This window comes from Staphylococcus arlettae (assembly GCF_002902345.1).
Taxonomy (GTDB): Bacteria; Bacillota; Bacilli; order Staphylococcales; family Staphylococcaceae; genus Staphylococcus; species Staphylococcus arlettae.
Genome location: NZ_PPQB01000005.1, coordinates 92,923 through 110,594, shown reverse-complemented (window position 1 = coordinate 110,594; position 17,672 = coordinate 92,923). Strand labels below are relative to the sequence as shown.

Here is a 17,672-nt window from a genome sequence, read left to right as displayed (position 1 = left end):
TTAAATTTCATTTAAATCAGTTTCTGTTAAATAAACATCTCTAGGTTTAGAACCATTAGCTTCTGATATATATCCAAGTTGTTCTAATTGATCAACTATTCGAGCCGCACGATTATAACCTATTTGGAAATGTCTTTGTATTAATGATGTTGAAATATGGCCTTCTTGCACCATAAATTGACATACATCATCAAATAAATCATCTTGTGGTGGACTTTCTGTTTTTTTCAATAATTCATTTTCTTCAAATAAATATTCTGGTGGACGTTGTTGTTTAATATAATCTACAACATCATCGATTTCTTCGTCTGAAACAAAAGTACCTTGTACTCGGATAGGTTTATTCATACCGCTACCAAGATACAACATGTCGCCGTAGCCTAATAATCTCTCAGCACCACCGCTATCAAGAATAGTTCTTGAATCAACGCTTGAAGATACCATAAAGGCAATTCTTGTCGGTATATTCGCTTTAATTAAACCTGTAATTACGTTAACAGATGGTCGCTGTGTTGCTACTAACATATGAATACCACAAGCACGTGCTTTTTGAGCAATACGCGCTATAGATTGTTCTACATCTTGTGGTGCCATCATCATTAAATCGGCTAACTCATCAATAACTATAACAATTTTAGGTAACCTATCTTCATATGCTGCTTTCTTGTTAAAAGCAGTAATGTTTCTAACGTGATATTGTGCAAATAATTTATATCTGCGCTCCATCTCTTCAACAGCCCATTTAAGACTTTGTGTTGCTGCTTTGACATCGGTAATAACTGGCGACACTAAATGAGGTAAATCATTATATGGTGCTAATTCTACCATTTTTGGATCAATTAAGAGTAATTTTAGCTCTTCCGGATGATTTTTATATAAAAGTGATAACAATATGCTATTTATGCATACCGATTTTCCTGAACCAGTTGCCCCTGCAATTAGCGCATGTGGTGTTTTAGCTATATCCATTAATAATGGTTGATTATTAATTCTGTAACCCATAGCTACAGTTAATTTTGATTCGGCATCATTAAACTGCTCACTGTCAATTATTGATTTTATATTCACTTTAGTTGGAGATTGGTTTGGTACTTCAATTCCAACCAAGCTGGTACCCGGAATTGGTGCTTCAATTCGAATATCTTTAGCTGCAAGTGCCATTTTAATATCATCTTGTAATGCTGTAATTCTAGAAACCTTGACTCCTTTTTCAACAGAAAGTTCAAAACGAGTTACACTTGGTCCTTCAGTAACAGTTTGTACTTCGGCAGGTACGTTAAAGTAGTAAAAAGCATCGTTTAATTCTTGCTTTTTCTCCTCGATCCATGCATCATCTACTTCTTGTTCCTCTGGTGATTCTAGTAAAGCCACATCAGGTAATTTTACGCTTGGCCCTCTACGAATTGTACGTGTTGCTTGTGGTTGCTCTTTACTTTCATGTTGTTCTGTATCTTGTGTCGTTTCAGTTACATCATTTTGTTGAGTGCTATGCTCTATTGTTTGGTCATGTGTTGCACCCTGCTTAGTATGATGTTCACTCGTCGAATCTACCGCACTTGCAATATTATTTGTTTCATTTGTAACTGTGGCACTATCTGAATTTTCCTTCGTCTGATTAGATTGGTCAGATGTAGGTTTAAGTTCAGGTACATTTACTGATTTTGAAGAAGTTGTTGTACTAGTACTTACTTTTTTTGCTTTATTAGCATCCATCATACGTTTTTTATCAGAAGGTGTCATAACTACATTAAATGGTTTACTACCTTTAGCAATAGGACGTTTTACTGTAGATTGCGATTGCTGAACAGTTTTCGTTTGTTGTTCCGCCTTTTCATCCACATTGTTTTCTATTGCTGTGTTACTAGCCGTATTTTGTGCTTCAGATGAATTATTGTGTACTGAATCATCTGTTTCGGCATCTTCTTCTGTATTTAACGTAGCAGCTTCATACTGTACATTTTCCTGATTAATTGTCGTGTCCTCATCGTTAACGTGTTCAGTAGCATCATTCGAGTCTAAATCATTATGTTGATTTTCATTAAATTCTGTAGTTGCATCATCGTGATCGTCAGAGCTATCTTCAACATTTGTAGTTACATTAGCTGTAGAAGCGTCTTCTGATAATTCTTCTTGTTCATTTTCATTAATGGCTTCCGTTGTTTCTTCAACTTCCGCTTCTTCATTTAGAATATCTTGGTCAAAATTTTGTTCATGTGATGTTTCTTCGAGGTCATTCGTAGACGCTTCCGATATTTCTCTATAAGTTGCATCTGCTATTGCTTCATCAGCTGCTGATTGCTCTACTGAATCTTCATATGTACTTTCTGTAGTACTTGGTTCTATAGTAGATGCTTGTTGTTCTGTATCTTCAATAGACGTTTGGTCATCATCTACATACTGTACATCACTAATATTATCTAAATTTACTTCTTCATACATAAAGTTTTCTGATTCAGTAATATCAGTAGCGCTACTCTCATTATCAAATGCATGCTCTGTGTCTTGTTGATGCTGTTGTTCGGTATTTGATTGGTCTTTTGACAAATCATCACTATCTACTTCATCTAGCGAACTTTCTCCAACATATTGTTGTGCTTGTTTGGCATACATTTCATCGATAGCTTTTTGGATATTATCTTTAGGACTATCTTCATGTGATTGGCGTTTTTGTTGTAAAGCTTTTTTAAATTGTTTCTTTTGTAAAACTTTACGTTCTCTTTCACGTCGAATCTCTTCGACAATTTGTGATGCATAAAAGTTTTCAATATTAACAGTGTTATCCTTTTTCACTTGCTTTTGCTCAGCTGTGTTTTGTTGGTCTTGGCGCTTATCACCTTTTCTAAGCAAATCATCATTGTAATAACTTTCATTATCTTTAACATTGTTTTCAATTGAAGTTTGATGTTGCGCAGAATCTGACTGCTTCACTTCATGAGCATTCATCATTGTTTGGTTTGAATTTGATAACTCATTTGTATCTGTATCAGATGTTAGTTCTTTATTTGTGATAACACCATTTTCTAATTTGTGTCTCTTTTGAGTACCAAAAATTGCCGAAGGTACTTCACTCGCTTTAAAATCGCTTTTATGATAATGCGGTTTTTCTGAAGATGGTGTTGAATATTGTGCTCTCAAGACCTCTGTTTGAATACGAATTCTCTTATTATTTTGCTTATTATCTGGTCTTTCTGCTTGCTTATATGAATGAGTCGTTGATGTTGATTCTGGTTGTCTATCAATATTTTGTTCATAGGCAGAATTTCTGCGTCTTCGAGAACGCTGTCTCCCATCATTTGTAACTTCATTAAATTGTTGCTCATTAGAAGATGACTTGTGCTCATTGCTAGTTGAATGATTGGCGTCGGTATCTTCTATACCACTCATTGGAAACCTAAATTTACCTCTAGGTCGCTCGTATACATCATTATTTTGAGGAAGTAATGAGTCTTTATCATTTTGATTTTGTTTGGCTTTGTGACGACGTTGATTTCTTTTAGCTAAATAATCGTCTTGTGAGTCGTTCTCTTCACCAAATAATTTATCGAACCAGCTCATACGCTCATCCTCCTTTTTTATTCTTCAAAAAATGCTTGTCCAACCGTATAACTATCATCTAACACCATGATACCTTTTTCGGCTGGCGCGTTCGGTAAGTCTAATTCTTTCATTGAGCACACCATTCCACTAGAAGCTACTCCACGCAGTTCCGCATCTTTTATTACCATTCCGCTAGGCATAACCGCACCAACTTTTGCAATCACTACTTTTTGACCTGCTTCTACGTTTGGTGCTCCGCACACAATTTGTAATTTTTCAGTAGCTACATCTACAGTTAATACACTCAATTTGTCCGCATCAGGATGTTTATCTTTACTTTCAACGTAACCTACAACGAATTTTGGAGACAAGTCCGCGTTCAACTGTTGAGTGAACCCTGCCTCAACAATAGCGTTTTGTAACGCATCGATAATAGATTCAGTCAATTTAACATGACCATTATCTGTAATTGTTACTTTATCTGCTATTTTGAAAACATTGTATCCTACTACTTTATTATCCGCAGTAATTTCTACAACATTCCCCTTTGTTTCATAAGAGAACGGCCCTTCATGTGGCTCGATTTGTAAAAATGCTACATCTCCAACTTTTTCTTTATTGTAAAAAAGGTTCATACTTAAAACTCCTTATTTTTTATCTTTATTTTCATATTGCTTTCTTGTTGCTTCTAATCTTTGAATAACGTTTGGATCACGTTTTTGTTTATTATTTTTACCCAAAATGAATATTGGTTCAAAGTGACCACTTTCGTAACCGAAGGATAATGAAGTAATTGGCACTAGTCCTTTAGTAAAAAACTCCATAGTTAAATGGGCCATTACATCATAACCCGTTTTGTTTCTTATATCTGCGACAATCAACACATCCTGATGTGGAATTGCTACTAGCATTTCGCCTTCACATTGTTTTTCAAATTCATTTAAAAATGAAGTGTTTAAAATTCTACTAGCATCATAACCATCATTGGAATTAATAAAGTAAAATAAATTACCTTTTACTTCATCTGTTGTATATTTGTTTTCTAATTTTCGGACATTAAATAATGCCATTTCTTTTAATTGTTGTTTAGAAATATTTAGTTGTTGAAACAGTTTTTCATCTATTAAGCGATATGATTTTCCCAAATCAACTGCATAATAAATATTAGTTTCAGCTGTATGCTCATCTATCACAAATGGTACGCCATCTTTGTTTTCTTTTGCAAAACTTGGTGCACGTAACACCGGCATAACATTAACTTGCTCTAAATCTGCTAATGAGTCATCCTTCATTTGGCCGATTGCTTCTTCAACATAATAAACGATTTCATCTACAATTTTTTCTTGTTGTTGTTTGTATTTTGCAACAATCGCGTTCAATTTAATTGTTACGCCTTTTCCATTATCAACTCTATATATACGTAACGTTTCATCGTCACGATTAAAACTAAATTTTACATCTAATTGCTTTAAACGTTCTTTTAATTTATCTCTCATTTGAAAGACATTCATTGATTAACACTCCTATATTCGTGCCTTTATACAGTTTACAATAAATATACCCTTTAGAACAGAAAAAATATACGTTCAAAGGGTATAGTTTTATCATTTTACAATACTCGTTCTCACTATCTATTTATAGTGAAGCAATAAAGTCATCAATTTGTTCAATTGATTTACGTTCTTTTCCAATATAACTACCCAATAATTCACCGTCGTTATAAACTAAAAAACTTGGAATACCCATAATACCATGGTCAACACAAATATCCATAAATTGATCTCTATCAACAGAAATAAAATTAAAATCATTATATTTTTCTTCTAACTGTGGCAAATCAGGTTCGATGACTTTGCAATCAGGACACCAATCTGCGGTAAATAAAAATACAGTTTTGGCTTGTTTTAATTCTTCAAATTGTTTTTCACTTTCTAAACTTTTCATGTTTATATGCTCCTTAATTAACTATATTGTAAATGTTCGATTTGTGAACTAGTCAAATCCTTAATTGAAGTAAATAACAACGCTCTGGCAGCTGTATAATCTCGAATATCAAATACAGCATTGGTACTATGAATGTAACGTGCACAAACACCGATAACAGCAGTTGGTACACCTTGGTTAGCTTTATGAATTTCTCCTCCATCTGTGCCACCGGGTGAAATGTAATATTGATGTTTAATATTATGTTCTTGTGCTTTATTTAATAAAAAATCTCTAAATGTAGGTTTGAGAATCATAGTACCATCTTTAATACGAATTAGAGTCCCCTCCCCTAGTTCGCCTGAAAGGTTTTGTTTACCTTTCATATCGTTAGCTGGTGAGCAATCGACGACAAAAGCTACATCTGGCTCAATTAATTCAGCTGCTGATCTTGCACCACGTAATCCAACTTCTTCTTGAACATTTGCGCCAACATATAAATCCACATCTAACTCCATATCTTGTACTAATTCTAATAACTCTATGCCAATAAGACAACCATAACGATTATCCCATGCTTTACTCACAAAACGATGTTCAGATAATTGTGTAAATGGCGTTTCTGGTACGATAGTATCACCAATTTCTATCCTTCTTGACGATACTTGCTCAGAATTTTCACAACCAATATCTAGCAGCAAGTCTTCAATTTTAGGGGCACCTTCATTACCAGTGCGAAAATGTTTCGGTATATTTGCAACAATGCCTAATATTTCTTCACCATTTCGTGTTTTAACTTTTAAACGTTGGCCTTGCCAAATGTCATTAGCTATTCCGCCTAGATTAGTAAATTGGAGTAAACCGTTTGAAGTAATATTGGTAATCATAAAACCAACTTCATCCATATGTGCTGCAACCATCACTCTTTTGGCATCAGCTGATTTTGAACGTTTCACACCGTATATTGCTCCCATGCGATCTTGTACAAATTCGTCGACAAATGGTGCCATCTCTTCTTTAAGATAATTTCGTACATCACTTTCAAATCCTGGAGCACCGTGTAACTCCGTTAATATTTTCATTCGTTCTAAAGTCTTATTTTGATCTAAATTCAAGTTTACTCACTCCTTAATAGTTATTATATCATCATCATTATGGTAAACTAATAATATGAATTCGTTGGGGGTAGATGATATGATGTTTAACAAAAAAAATTGGTGTATTATTGCAGCAATATCATTTATTGTAAGTATTGGGATGTTTTATTTAATTAAACGACTCTATAATAAGCGCACTGTAAATCCAGATAAAATACTTAGTGAAGTAAAAACGTATTTCATGCACGTTGCTGGTTCATATATTGTTCAGCAACCATTACAGTATAATAAAGCTGGTCATGATTATATTGTTTATCAAGGTGGTATCACTACAATTAAAAATGATACATGTACATATTATGATTTTTATGCAGATGCACGTACTGGTGAAATTTTAGATATAATTGAGAATTAAATAACATCAAAGAGGCTGGGACAATATAGATTGTCCTAGTCTTTTTTCATATGGGCAGTAGCTGACTGCATTGAAAATGCGCTTTAAACCAAGCTTGTTTCAACGCTAGTCATCCTTGCCGGGGTGGGACGACGAAATCTTTTTTTCAAAATCAGATTTCTGTCCCACTCCCTATTTTCTCGATACAGAATCGACAATATTCTTTTTGTTATCATATTTTACCGCGAAGTAATTTTCATCATGATAAAATAAAAACCAATAATTTTGATGAATAAAATACGGAAATAAGCGCTCTTTTTCTCTAATAGACTGCATAGGATAGTCATCATAAGCTGTCACCCAAAGTGGATTCGTATGTGCCGTCGTTGGGAAAATATCTCCTAAATGCACCGCTTTTTCCCCTTCACTTTCTATAATTATAATGGAATGTCCAAAACTATGACCTCCAGTATGTTGCATACGTATGCCTGGACATATTGCTATTTCTCCATCAAACAAAATAAGTTGGTCTTTAAATGTTCCATTATTCTTTTCCCAGTAGGTTGATTTACTTCTAATATTTGGACTTTGAAATTCATGCCATTCATCTTGTTGTATATAATGTACAGCATTACTAAAAATTGCATTTCCTGCATTGTCAGTTAAACCAGAAGCGTGATCAAAATGCATATGAGTCATCAAGACGATATCGATATCTGTCAGTTGTAAATTCAATTTGTTCAATTCTACTTCGATTTGACTTTCATAATCCACACCAAAATTACGTCGCTCTTTTTCCGTCAATTTACTATTTCCGATACCCGTATCTATTAAAATATGTTGATTATTTGTTTGAATTAAAATTGGATGCGTAGGTAAGGCAATTTGATTTTTATCATTTACATTATAACGTTTTGTCCATAATGCTTTTGGTACAACACCAAACATTGCGCCACCATCGATATTAGTAATGCCTCCATTGAGTTGATGAATCGTAAATTGTCCTAATTGCATAATATTCCTCCTTGATATGGAACTCTTATTATCATTATAAACATTTTACAAATAAATATAAATTTTCACAAAAAAACGTTGCTCAGTATATGAACAACGTTAGTTTGAATGAAATTGTGCTTCCATGCGATAAATTCTCGAACCTTTATCCGAAAATTTTCTTTCATATTCTGTTTCAATATTATCTTCATCGTCTTCTTGATGAAGATTTAAATTTATTTTTGTAAAATACATACCGAATTGCGACATACTTTCAAGACTATAAGCAAACAAGCCTCTATTATCAGTTTTGAAATGAATTGCGCCATCATCTTTTAAGATTTCTTTATACAACTTTAAAAATGATGCATATGTTAATCTGCGCTTTGTATGTCTACGCTTTGGCCACGGATCTGAGAAATTCAAATAAATTCGTGATACCTCATTTGGCATGAAATATTCGGTTAGCTCACCCGCTTCGTTACATATTAGCTTGATGTTAGTTAAATTGTGTTCTAAAACTTTATCTAAAACTTTGACCATGACATTTTTTTCTCGTTCTATAGAGATAAAATTAATGTCAGGATTTTGTATAGCTAATGTTGTAATAAATTGCCCCATGCCAGATCCAATTTCGATATGAATGGGTGCATCATTATCGAACCACGCTTGCATTTTACCATTATGCGTACCATCAACATCTACAATACTTGGGTGAGATTTCAAATAATCTTCTGCCCAAGGTTTATATCGCATTCTCATTACTTATACTCCTTAAATAAATGCATTATTCGTCATAACTTCATTTAAAAATTTCAACCACGTATTCATATCTTTATAACGCTTTTGTTCTTCGTACCATTGTACCATACCGATTGATTGAATGACTGTATACCACTTCATTCGCTTCTGCAATTCGATAGTGTCATTCGCACCATAAATATTTAGCCACTCTGACCATTGTTGCTCAGGAACGTAGTTATATAGGAGCATACCTATGTCAATCGCAGGGTCGGCAATCATAGCACCTTCCCAATCAACTAAATAAAGTTCATCCCGATCTGACAATAACCAATTATTGTGATTTACATCGCCGTGAACAACAGTAAAGAACCGAGAATCTAGTATTGGTAAATGCTCTTCTAAATACGTTAACGCTTTTCGTACAACATGATGTGTTAGAACTTCTCGAGATAATGAGGCATTGATTTTGCGTAACATAATTGTAGGAGTTATAGGTTCCATTTCCATACGCTTCAACATATTAAGTAGCGTTTTAGAATTATGAATTTTCTTCAATAACTGTGCAACTCTTTTTTGATGCATTTCCTTGAATGACAATTCACGACCATTTTTCCAATGCTGAGCTGTTACCACTTCACCAGTTTCAATGCGTTTCGTCCAAACTAGTTTAGGCACAATACCTTCTGCAGATAATGCAGCTATAAAAGGATTCGAATTACGCTTTAAAAATAATTTTTGGCCATCTTGTTCAGCCATATATGCTTCACCTGAAGCACCGCCTGCAGAATCTAGCGTCCACCCTAATTGATAAAATTGCTCCACCACGTTCACCTCACTTTCAATAGAAAATGGCTCTAGAAAGTTATTTTCAAGAGCCATATATAACAATTGTTAACAAAAAATGTACGAAACCTCGTAATTAAACGTAATTATTTACGTATTTGTCCCATTACGTTTTAAGTTCATACTATGTACTTATTAGCTTTTTTATATAATCGTCCACGTCTCTCTTGCTAATAAGAATATCGTTTCTGTTTTATGAAATTGCTTGTTCAATTTCAAGACTCATAAAAGATTTTATAATGTTTGGGTATTTATTTCAACCAAAAATGAGAAACAAAAAGTCACTTTTTACTTCCTATGTAAGATATGATTCATAAAATAGCGTCAGTTGAAATTATACCACATTTCAACTGACATAAATATGTTAAATTATCTTTCAGCTTCTAAAGGAACTGCACTTTCATTCTCAATATAATGTGTAAAACCTTCTTGTAATTTTCGTGTAATTGGGCCAACTTTACCGTTTCCAATAGCTTCACCATTTAAATTAACAACTGGCATAACCTCAATTGAAGTACTTGAAACAATAACTTCATCCGCATTTTTCAAGAAATCTACGGTAAATGCTTCCTCTTTAAAAGGAATATTATTTTGTTCAGCAATTTCTTTAATTACTTGTCTTGTAATACCATTCAAAATCAAATTATTAATTGGATGCGTATAAATTGCACCGTCTTTTATAGCGTATGCATTACTAGATGATCCTTCAGTAACTTGTTCGCCTCGGTGTTGAATCGCTTCTTGTGCATTATATTTAACTGCGTATTCTTTAGCCAAAACATTACCTAATAAATTCAAACTTTTAATATCACAACGTAACCAACGAATATCTTCAGTTGTAATTGCATTAATACCTTCATCTAAGGATTTATATGGTCGGTCATAACTTTTTGTGAATCCCATAATATTTGCTTTTACAGAAGGTGTCGGAAAGGCATGATCACGAGGAGCAGCACCACGTGTCACTTGTATGTACACGCCACCATTAATAATTTTGTTTGCGACAATTAATTCTTGTACTAAATCAATAAGACCGTTAACTGTGTAGTTAAGTTCTAAACCAATTTCTTTGGCACTTCTTAATAAACGTTCAAAATGTGGTTTCGCAGTAAATAATTTATTATTATACACACGTACATATTCATAAATACCGTCTCCAAAAGTATACCCTCTGTCGTTATATGGTACGTTTGCGTCATGTTCTTCAACTAACTGTTCATTAATTAAAACTTTAGTCATAGTTATCCCTCCACACATAATTTATATAATGCCTCTAAGTAAATACTAGTTGCATCAAGTAATTGCTTTTTAGTCATATATTCATTTTTTTGGTGCATTAAGTCTTCAGTGTCTTTGAACATAGCACCAAATGCTACGCCTTTATCTAAGTTGCGCGCATAAGTGCCACCACCAATAACATATGGTTCACTATGATCACCTGTTTGGTTTCTATAAGTTTCCACTAAACTTTGCACAAATGGGTCATTTTTATCTACATAATGCGGTGACTGATTTTTACCTAATTCGATATCAAATCCAAGTGCATTAATTTCTTCTTCAAAACGTGTCAGTGCTTTAGTAAATTCAAACCCTTCAGGATAACGTAAATTAATACCGAAACTACCACCTTCTTGGTTATTATAATTAATAACACCAATATTAGTAGTGACGTCTCCCATCACATCAGTATGGAATTTCATACCCATTTTTTCTCCAAAGTCTGATTTAAACAAATAGCGTTCGCTAAATGCTACAAAGTTAGATGCTGTTTTATCTAATTTTAAGTTTGCTAAAAAGTTTAATAAATATAACCCTGCATTCGTACCTTTTGATGGATCCATACCATGAACTGCTTTACCAAAAACTTTTAATTCTAAAACACCACTATCAACTGTGCTTGTACCATCTAGTTGATTTTGCTGTAAGTAATTTTCAAAGCTTTGAATGACATCAGTCATATTTTCTTTCACTAAAACTTTGGCAATTGCCTCATCTGGTACCATATTATATCGCTGACCTGATACAAAGCTATACAATTCATAATCAGGTTCATCAATGTCTTCAGCTTTTACTGTTTGGATGACATCAAACGTACTTATACCTTTTTCACCGTGTATCGCTGGAAACTCTGCATCAGGTGCAAATCCTAATGTTGGCATTTCTTCTGTTTCAAAATAACGATCAGTACATTTCCAATCAGATTCTTCGTCGGTTCCAATAATGATATGTATACGTTTTTTCCAGTCAACGTTCATTTCATTTAAAATTTTAACTGCATAATAAGCAGCAATTGTTGGTCCTTTATCGTCTAATGTGCCACGTGCTATTATTTTATCGCTCGTTACAACTGGATCAAAAGGATCTGTGTCCCAGCCATCACCAGCTGGAACGACATCAACGTGACATAAGATGCCAAACACATCTTCGCCAGCACCTGCTTCTATTCTTCCAGCAATATGATCAACATCATGTGTCCCAAAACCATCACGTTCAGCAATTTCATACATATAATCTAATGCCTTGCGTGGCCCAGGGCCAACAGGATATGCATCTGATGCTTTACTATCATCTCTAACACTCTCTATTGCTAATAAGCCTTTTAAATCATCAATAATTTGTGATTCATAAGCTAGAACTTTGTCTTTCCACATTTACGATCCACTTCTTTCTTAAATACTAGTTTAAAATATATTTTACATGATGTTACGCATAAACTACAGCGAGATGACAATATTATTTTGATTTTTTTACTGTAACATTAATACAAAAACAGTTGAGTCTTGTTATAGCAAGTAATATCGCAACTGTTATATTTTAATTAATATATTAAAAAAACCTAACTCATTTATACGTGAGTTAGGCTTTTAGTTAATAACTGTTATTTTTCATCGTTGTCAAATTTATTTTTGTTGTTTTTTAATTCTTCTTCAGTGACAACTCTTAAGTTGTTAGATGGATCAGCTGCACCTTCATCCGTGAAACGAGCTTCATCAATTTGATCTTCATCTGAAGATTTTACATTTTTAAAACGATTTTTTTGGTCATTGATATAGCCTTTAGGATCTTGTTTCACTTTGTTGACATATCCTTTAGGGTCTTGTTTTACTTCATTAACAGTTTCACCTGCTTTACTGCTAATTTGACTTGCTATATCTTTAGCATTTTGTTTGTAAGATTCTGGGTTTGACTTATATTTGTCGTATTCACCTTTCAACTTATCTCTATTTTCTTTTTTAGAAAGTACGACAGCTGCTGCTGCGCCCCCAATACCTACAACTGCTTTTAATAATCTTGACATAAAATTACACCTTCTTTAATTATTTTATTCCTAATTGTTCAAAATCTTGCTCTTTTAAATGACGATATTCGCCGACAGCTAACTGTTCATCAAGTTGTAAATCTCCTATTGAGATTCTCTTTAACGCAAGTACTTCATTGTTTATAGCATGAAACATGCGCTTAACTTGATGATACCTTCCTTCGGTAATAGTTACAAATGATTTCCTTTCTTCTTGTGCTTTTACCAAAGTAGCAGGCTTAGCTAATCCATCATGTAACTCAATACCCGTTTTAAATAATTCTATATCATTATTTGTAATACTTTTTTCTGATAAGACTTCATAAGTTTTGGACACATGTTTATTAGGACTCATTAACTGGTGGCTAAAATCACCATCGTTTGTAATAAGAAGTAGACCTTCAGTATCTTTATCTAATCTTCCTACTGGAAAAATATGAAAATCTTTATAGTCTTTAAATAAATCTATTACAGTTTGATGTTGATTATCTTCAGTAGCGCACACATAACCTTGTGGTTTATTTAACATCAAATAAAGCTTGTCAATATAAACAATATGGTTATTATCAACAGCAATGTAGTCTTCTAACGCATTGACATTCGTTTTTGCTGACTTTTCAACAGTACCATTCAATGTCACTCTACCTTTTTTCAATAATTGTTTAACTTCAGTACGTGTTCCGACACCCATATTAGCTAAAAATTTATCTATTCTCATTTAATCACACCTAGTTTACGACGTATTTTATTTGGTATTTCACCTAAAAATTGGTCTGCTAAATGTGTTTTCATCGTAATTATGCCATAAACTAAAATACCTACTATTACACCTACTACAACTATTATCAATGCTCCCATTTTACTTTCTGGAGAAACTATAAATTGTAAAATGAAGTAAGTTAATTCAACAGCTAACATCATGATAAAACCGAATAAAAAGATTTTTGCAAAATGTAACCAAGTTTCACTGAAGTTGAATTTCGCATATTTTTTAAGAATTACAAAGTTACAAATATTAGCAAAAAGCAACGCGATCGCTGTACTTAAAATAGCACCTGATGTATGGAACATATATATTAGCGGTGTATTTAATACAATCTTAATCACTACAGCAGCAAGAATTACAAATACCGTAAGTTTTTGCTTATCAATACCTTGTAACATTGATGCTGTAACACTTAATAATGCTATTAATATTGCTACAGGTGCATAGTAGAAGAGTAAGTGGCTACCTTCAACATTGTAACTATAAAAGACATTATATAACGGCAATGCTAATGCCATGATACCTAGACTAGCTGGCACCGTAATGTACATTAAAACACCTAATGACGTTCTGATTTGTCTATGCATATTGTCTAATTGTCCAGTAGCATATGTTTTCGTAATAAATGGTATTAAGCTGACAGCAAAACCAGATGCTAGTGACGTTGGAATCATAACTATTTTATTTGTCGTCATATTTAACATAGTAAAGAATTGGTCATGTAATTCTTGTGGTACGCCTGCCAAACCTAAGGCATTGTTATGTGTAAATTGGTCGACTATATTAAATAATGGAAAATTCAAACTAACAATAACAAATGGAATACTGTACGAAATTATTTCTTTGTACATTTTGCCATAAGATACCGTGATACCCGTATCATCAGTGGCTACCATTTTCTCAATATTTGGTTTACGTTTACGCCAGTAATACCATAGCGTAAAGATACCCATAATGGCACCAATTGCTGCAGCAAAAGTTGCCACACCATTTGCAAGTAATACTGAACCATTCATAATGTTTAACACTACATAACTACCAATTAGAATAAATAATATTCTCGCAATTTGTTCTGTTACTTCTGACACTGCAGTAGGCCCCATAGACTTATAGCCTTGGAACACACCACGCCATGTAGCTAATAATGGAATAAAGATAACTACAACACTAATTATTCTTATAATCCAAGTGATATCAGCAACAGACCAACCTCCTGAGTCTTTTGAATCTTGTGCTAATGTGATAGAAGCAATTGTCGGTGCTAAAAAGTATAGTACGGCAAAACCTACTATTCCAGTTACGGTCATCACTATAAAACTGGATTTATACAATTTTTGACTGACTTTATATGCACCTAACGCATTATATTTTGATACATATTTTGAAGCTGCTAACGGAACACCTGCAGTTGCTACAGCAATTGCAATATTATAAGGTGCGTAAGCATAGTTAAATGGTGCAAGGTTTTCTTCTCCTCCAACTATTGCATAGAATGGAATGATAAAAAGGACACCTAAAACTTTAGTAATTAAAATACTTAATGTTATGAGAAAGGTCCCTCGAACCAATTCTTTACTTTCACTCATTTATATCTTCCTATCTCAATTTAATTTTAAAATCATAACTTCAATGATAACGTTATACACACTTTTTTTCAAAGTTATACATATATAAAAATAACACAGATAAATATATAAGTGTTCATTACTTTGACTAGTTATAACTATTTTTTAAAAGCGTGTTTACAAATTCAACTTTCCCTTATGTTGCAATTCATACAAACGTTTGATGTTATATTGAAAAATCTATATTATCATGTTTTTAAACATAAAATAAGTCATATTATGTAGTAATACAAACATATTAATAATAAGGAAATATAAATATGAAAAAGGAGTGGGACAGAAAGATTTCGTCGTCGCACCCCGGCATAGATGACTAGCATTGTAAAAGATTGATTTGAAGTGTATTTTCAATACAGTCAGCTCTTATCAATGTGAAATGAGACTAGGACAAATTAATATTATCCCAGCCTCCTAAATTTATATGAATAATGCATGTTTTATTAGCGATAATTTTAACAACATAATAAAATCAGCAGTTATGTATTATTATGATAATATCTTAATGAAGAAATTACCACGACATTAAGATTGTATAGCATTATCAATCTTTTGAGATAATTGCTTGAGGTAATCAAAATTCAACTTAAAGTCATAGCTTTCTTTAACATCAGGCGTTTTATAATCTTCCAAAAATTGTTCCGGTGATTTCATAAATACACTTTTAAAATTTTTTGAGAATGTAGAATATGATTTATAACCATAATTTCTCCACAAATCTTTAGTTGTATCCATTGTTAACATTTCTACGGCTAAGCGATAAATTTTAACTTTAATAATGTACTTAGTGATAGAAATATTCATTTCTTCAGAAAAAACACGCGATAAGTAACTCGGATTAACATAAAAAACCTTAGAAATTTTAGATAATGTTATATTTTCTTTGTGATGTTCAAAAATATATTTCAAAATCGTTTTGATCAAATTATTATTAATCCCTAAGTTATCTTGTGAATAGTATTGCGCAGCCCTAATATAGTTAATAAGTTTAACTACATTAATATCGGCATTAAAGAAATCCTCTTCATACAAATAAATAACTGTGTCTAAAAATTGTTTCTTTATTGCTAAATCTAATTGTTGACTTTCGACATCCAACTGCCTCATTTTATACAACGAAAAACGGTTAAAACTAAATTTATTAATGCTTATTTCCATCACAATGCCAGTAGTAACTAAAAGTTTCGGAGAGGTATAAGGCTCAATAATCAAAAATTCATTCTCTTCAAAATGTTCAACTGAAATTTTATCATGTAGTTCTGCCTTACCTGATAATATATATATCACTTTAACTTCATCTAAATTTTCATTAATTTCAACATTTTTTTCATGAATTTTATAGCTATAATCCATAATATCCCTCTTTTATTTTTAAAATTTCTATAAATATATTCAACTAATTAATAAGCTCTTAATATTAAAGTACAATTTAAATTATTTAATATTATAACTTCTAATACTATGTAATAACAGTAAATTTCTAATAAATATATAAATATTATCTTACTGTATCGATTGCTTAACTGTTCAATCTCTTTGCCAGTAATTGTGTTTATATACATTAAATCTACCTCAAAAAAATTAATAAATCATTAAGATTTATATATATGTTGTCAAACTCACTTTATAAATATAATATTAGAATAATTTTATATAATATTACTAGGCAATTTCACTACTTAGTAAATATTCAGCTTCAAAAAGTAAAAAATTTAAAACGAATTTAACTTCATTAAATTAATTACACATAATCATTCAATACACTCATTGTGATTATTTCGATTCATCGCTCTTTTTTTACTTTAATTAATCTATTTTTTTCTGCTTTTTTAAATTAGCTACATTAGCGATTAATATTTGATAATATAAAGAAAGTTCTCCAATAGCGAAATATAATACATTTTGCGAAATAACTATATTTAATGACTGAAAGCCACCTATAACTAGGTGGCTTTGTTGTGTTGCTATTAATAATATAACGTTAACTTTAAATAAAAATGCCCTATTTAAAGGACTATAACAATGTTTATAAGAAACTCCTTCAGAGATAGCAATCATTTCATATTAATCTTTTTATCAATTGCTTTATTTAACATAATAAACAGCAACAGTGTTGAATTTATATAATATTGGCAGTGCTTTGGGCCGACTCCTGCGGGAATCGCACTCGCCGAAGACTACAGGCTGAGACAGTGCCCGCCGAAAGCGTGCACAAAAAACTGCCAACAAAGTCAGAAGATTTGTTGATAGTCTCTTATTATATTGTCAGTAAATAGACTTTAGATATTAGTCCTCCTAAGGTCTTTTCTATAATATTGGCAGTGACTTGGGCCGACTCCTGCGGGAATCGCACTCGCCGAAGACTACAGGCTGAAGCAGTGCCCGCTGAAAGCGTGCACAACAAAACTGCCAACAAAGTAAAAACTTTGCCGACAGTTTGAAAGACACTATTTAA

At 32.6% G+C, this 17,672-nt stretch carries 15 protein-coding genes; 1 reads left to right on the top strand and 14 read right to left on the bottom strand.

Features of this window, described 5'->3' with window-relative positions:
* The 5 genes from CD036_RS00730 to CD036_RS00710 all read right to left on the bottom strand — a co-directional run bounded on the left by CD036_RS00730 (position 1) and on the right by CD036_RS00710 (position 6,542).
* On the bottom strand, positions 1-3,555 hold the full coding sequence (locus tag CD036_RS00730) for a DNA translocase FtsK (RefSeq protein ID WP_103387804.1): 3,555 nt from the start codon (positions 3,553-3,555) through the stop codon (positions 1-3).
* Positions 3,556-3,572: 17 nt separating this feature from the next.
* Positions 3,573-4,172: a YtpR family tRNA-binding protein gene (ytpR, locus tag CD036_RS00725; protein ID WP_103387803.1), complete on the bottom strand. Its 600-nt coding sequence runs from the start codon at positions 4,170-4,172 to the stop codon at positions 3,573-3,575.
* A gap of 12 nt (positions 4,173-4,184) precedes the next feature.
* Positions 4,185-5,048, bottom strand: coding sequence for a DUF1444 domain-containing protein (locus CD036_RS00720; protein WP_002510198.1), 864 nt, complete (start codon positions 5,046-5,048; stop codon positions 4,185-4,187).
* A gap of 124 nt (positions 5,049-5,172) precedes the next feature.
* Positions 5,173-5,481 (bottom strand): thioredoxin family protein, encoded by a 309-nt coding sequence (locus tag CD036_RS00715; protein WP_002510197.1) that lies wholly within the window; start codon positions 5,479-5,481, stop codon positions 5,173-5,175.
* 17 nt (positions 5,482-5,498) lie between these two features.
* A complete protein-coding gene (locus tag CD036_RS00710) occupies positions 5,499-6,542 on the bottom strand; it encodes a M42 family metallopeptidase (protein ID WP_371861083.1) in 1,044 nt (347 codons plus the stop codon).
* A gap of 112 nt (positions 6,543-6,654) precedes the next feature.
* On the opposite strand from CD036_RS00710, the gene CD036_RS00705 reads away from it, so the two are divergent.
* Positions 6,655-6,972: a PepSY domain-containing protein gene (locus CD036_RS00705; protein ID WP_002510195.1), complete on the top strand. Its 318-nt coding sequence runs from the start codon at positions 6,655-6,657 to the stop codon at positions 6,970-6,972.
* Between the two features lie 171 nt (positions 6,973-7,143).
* Here CD036_RS00705 and CD036_RS00700 read toward each other — a convergent pair whose 3' ends face one another.
* From CD036_RS00700 to CD036_RS00660, 9 genes are all read right to left on the bottom strand, one after another.
* Complete coding sequence (locus CD036_RS00700) at positions 7,144-7,965, bottom strand: YtnP family quorum-quenching lactonase (protein WP_002510194.1); 822 nt, start codon at positions 7,963-7,965, stop codon at positions 7,144-7,146.
* A gap of 99 nt (positions 7,966-8,064) precedes the next feature.
* Positions 8,065-8,706, bottom strand: a complete 642-nt coding sequence (trmB, locus tag CD036_RS00695; protein WP_002510193.1) for a tRNA (guanosine(46)-N7)-methyltransferase TrmB — start codon at positions 8,704-8,706, stop codon at positions 8,065-8,067.
* Positions 8,707-8,718: 12 nt separating this feature from the next.
* Positions 8,719-9,510 (bottom strand): phosphotransferase family protein, encoded by a 792-nt coding sequence (locus CD036_RS00690; protein WP_002510192.1) that lies wholly within the window; start codon positions 9,508-9,510, stop codon positions 8,719-8,721.
* 390 nt (positions 9,511-9,900) lie between these two features.
* Positions 9,901-10,770 (bottom strand): D-amino-acid transaminase, encoded by an 870-nt coding sequence (gene dat, locus CD036_RS00685; protein WP_002510191.1) that lies wholly within the window; start codon positions 10,768-10,770, stop codon positions 9,901-9,903.
* Between the two features lie 2 nt (positions 10,771-10,772).
* On the bottom strand, positions 10,773-12,182 hold the full coding sequence (gene pepV / locus CD036_RS00680) for a dipeptidase PepV (RefSeq protein WP_103387801.1): 1,410 nt from the start codon (positions 12,180-12,182) through the stop codon (positions 10,773-10,775).
* Positions 12,183-12,409: 227 nt separating this feature from the next.
* Entirely contained in the window at positions 12,410-12,829 is a 420-nt protein-coding gene (locus tag CD036_RS00675; RefSeq protein ID WP_002510189.1) for a YtxH domain-containing protein, read from the bottom strand.
* A 19-nt stretch (positions 12,830-12,848) separates the two neighbouring features.
* The gene (locus tag CD036_RS00670; RefSeq protein WP_002510188.1) at positions 12,849-13,547 is read right to left on the bottom strand and encodes a pseudouridine synthase; all 699 of its coding nucleotides are present in this window, start codon (positions 13,545-13,547) and stop codon (positions 12,849-12,851) included.
* Entirely contained in the window at positions 13,544-15,181 is a 1,638-nt protein-coding gene (locus CD036_RS00665; RefSeq protein WP_103387800.1) for a putative polysaccharide biosynthesis protein, read from the bottom strand. The genes CD036_RS00670 and CD036_RS00665 overlap by 4 nt, the downstream gene beginning before the upstream one ends.
* Before the next feature lie 561 nt (positions 15,182-15,742).
* Complete coding sequence (locus CD036_RS00660; RefSeq protein ID WP_002510186.1) at positions 15,743-16,570, bottom strand: helix-turn-helix domain-containing protein; 828 nt, start codon at positions 16,568-16,570, stop codon at positions 15,743-15,745.
* Positions 16,571-17,672 lie beyond the last annotated feature (1,102 nt).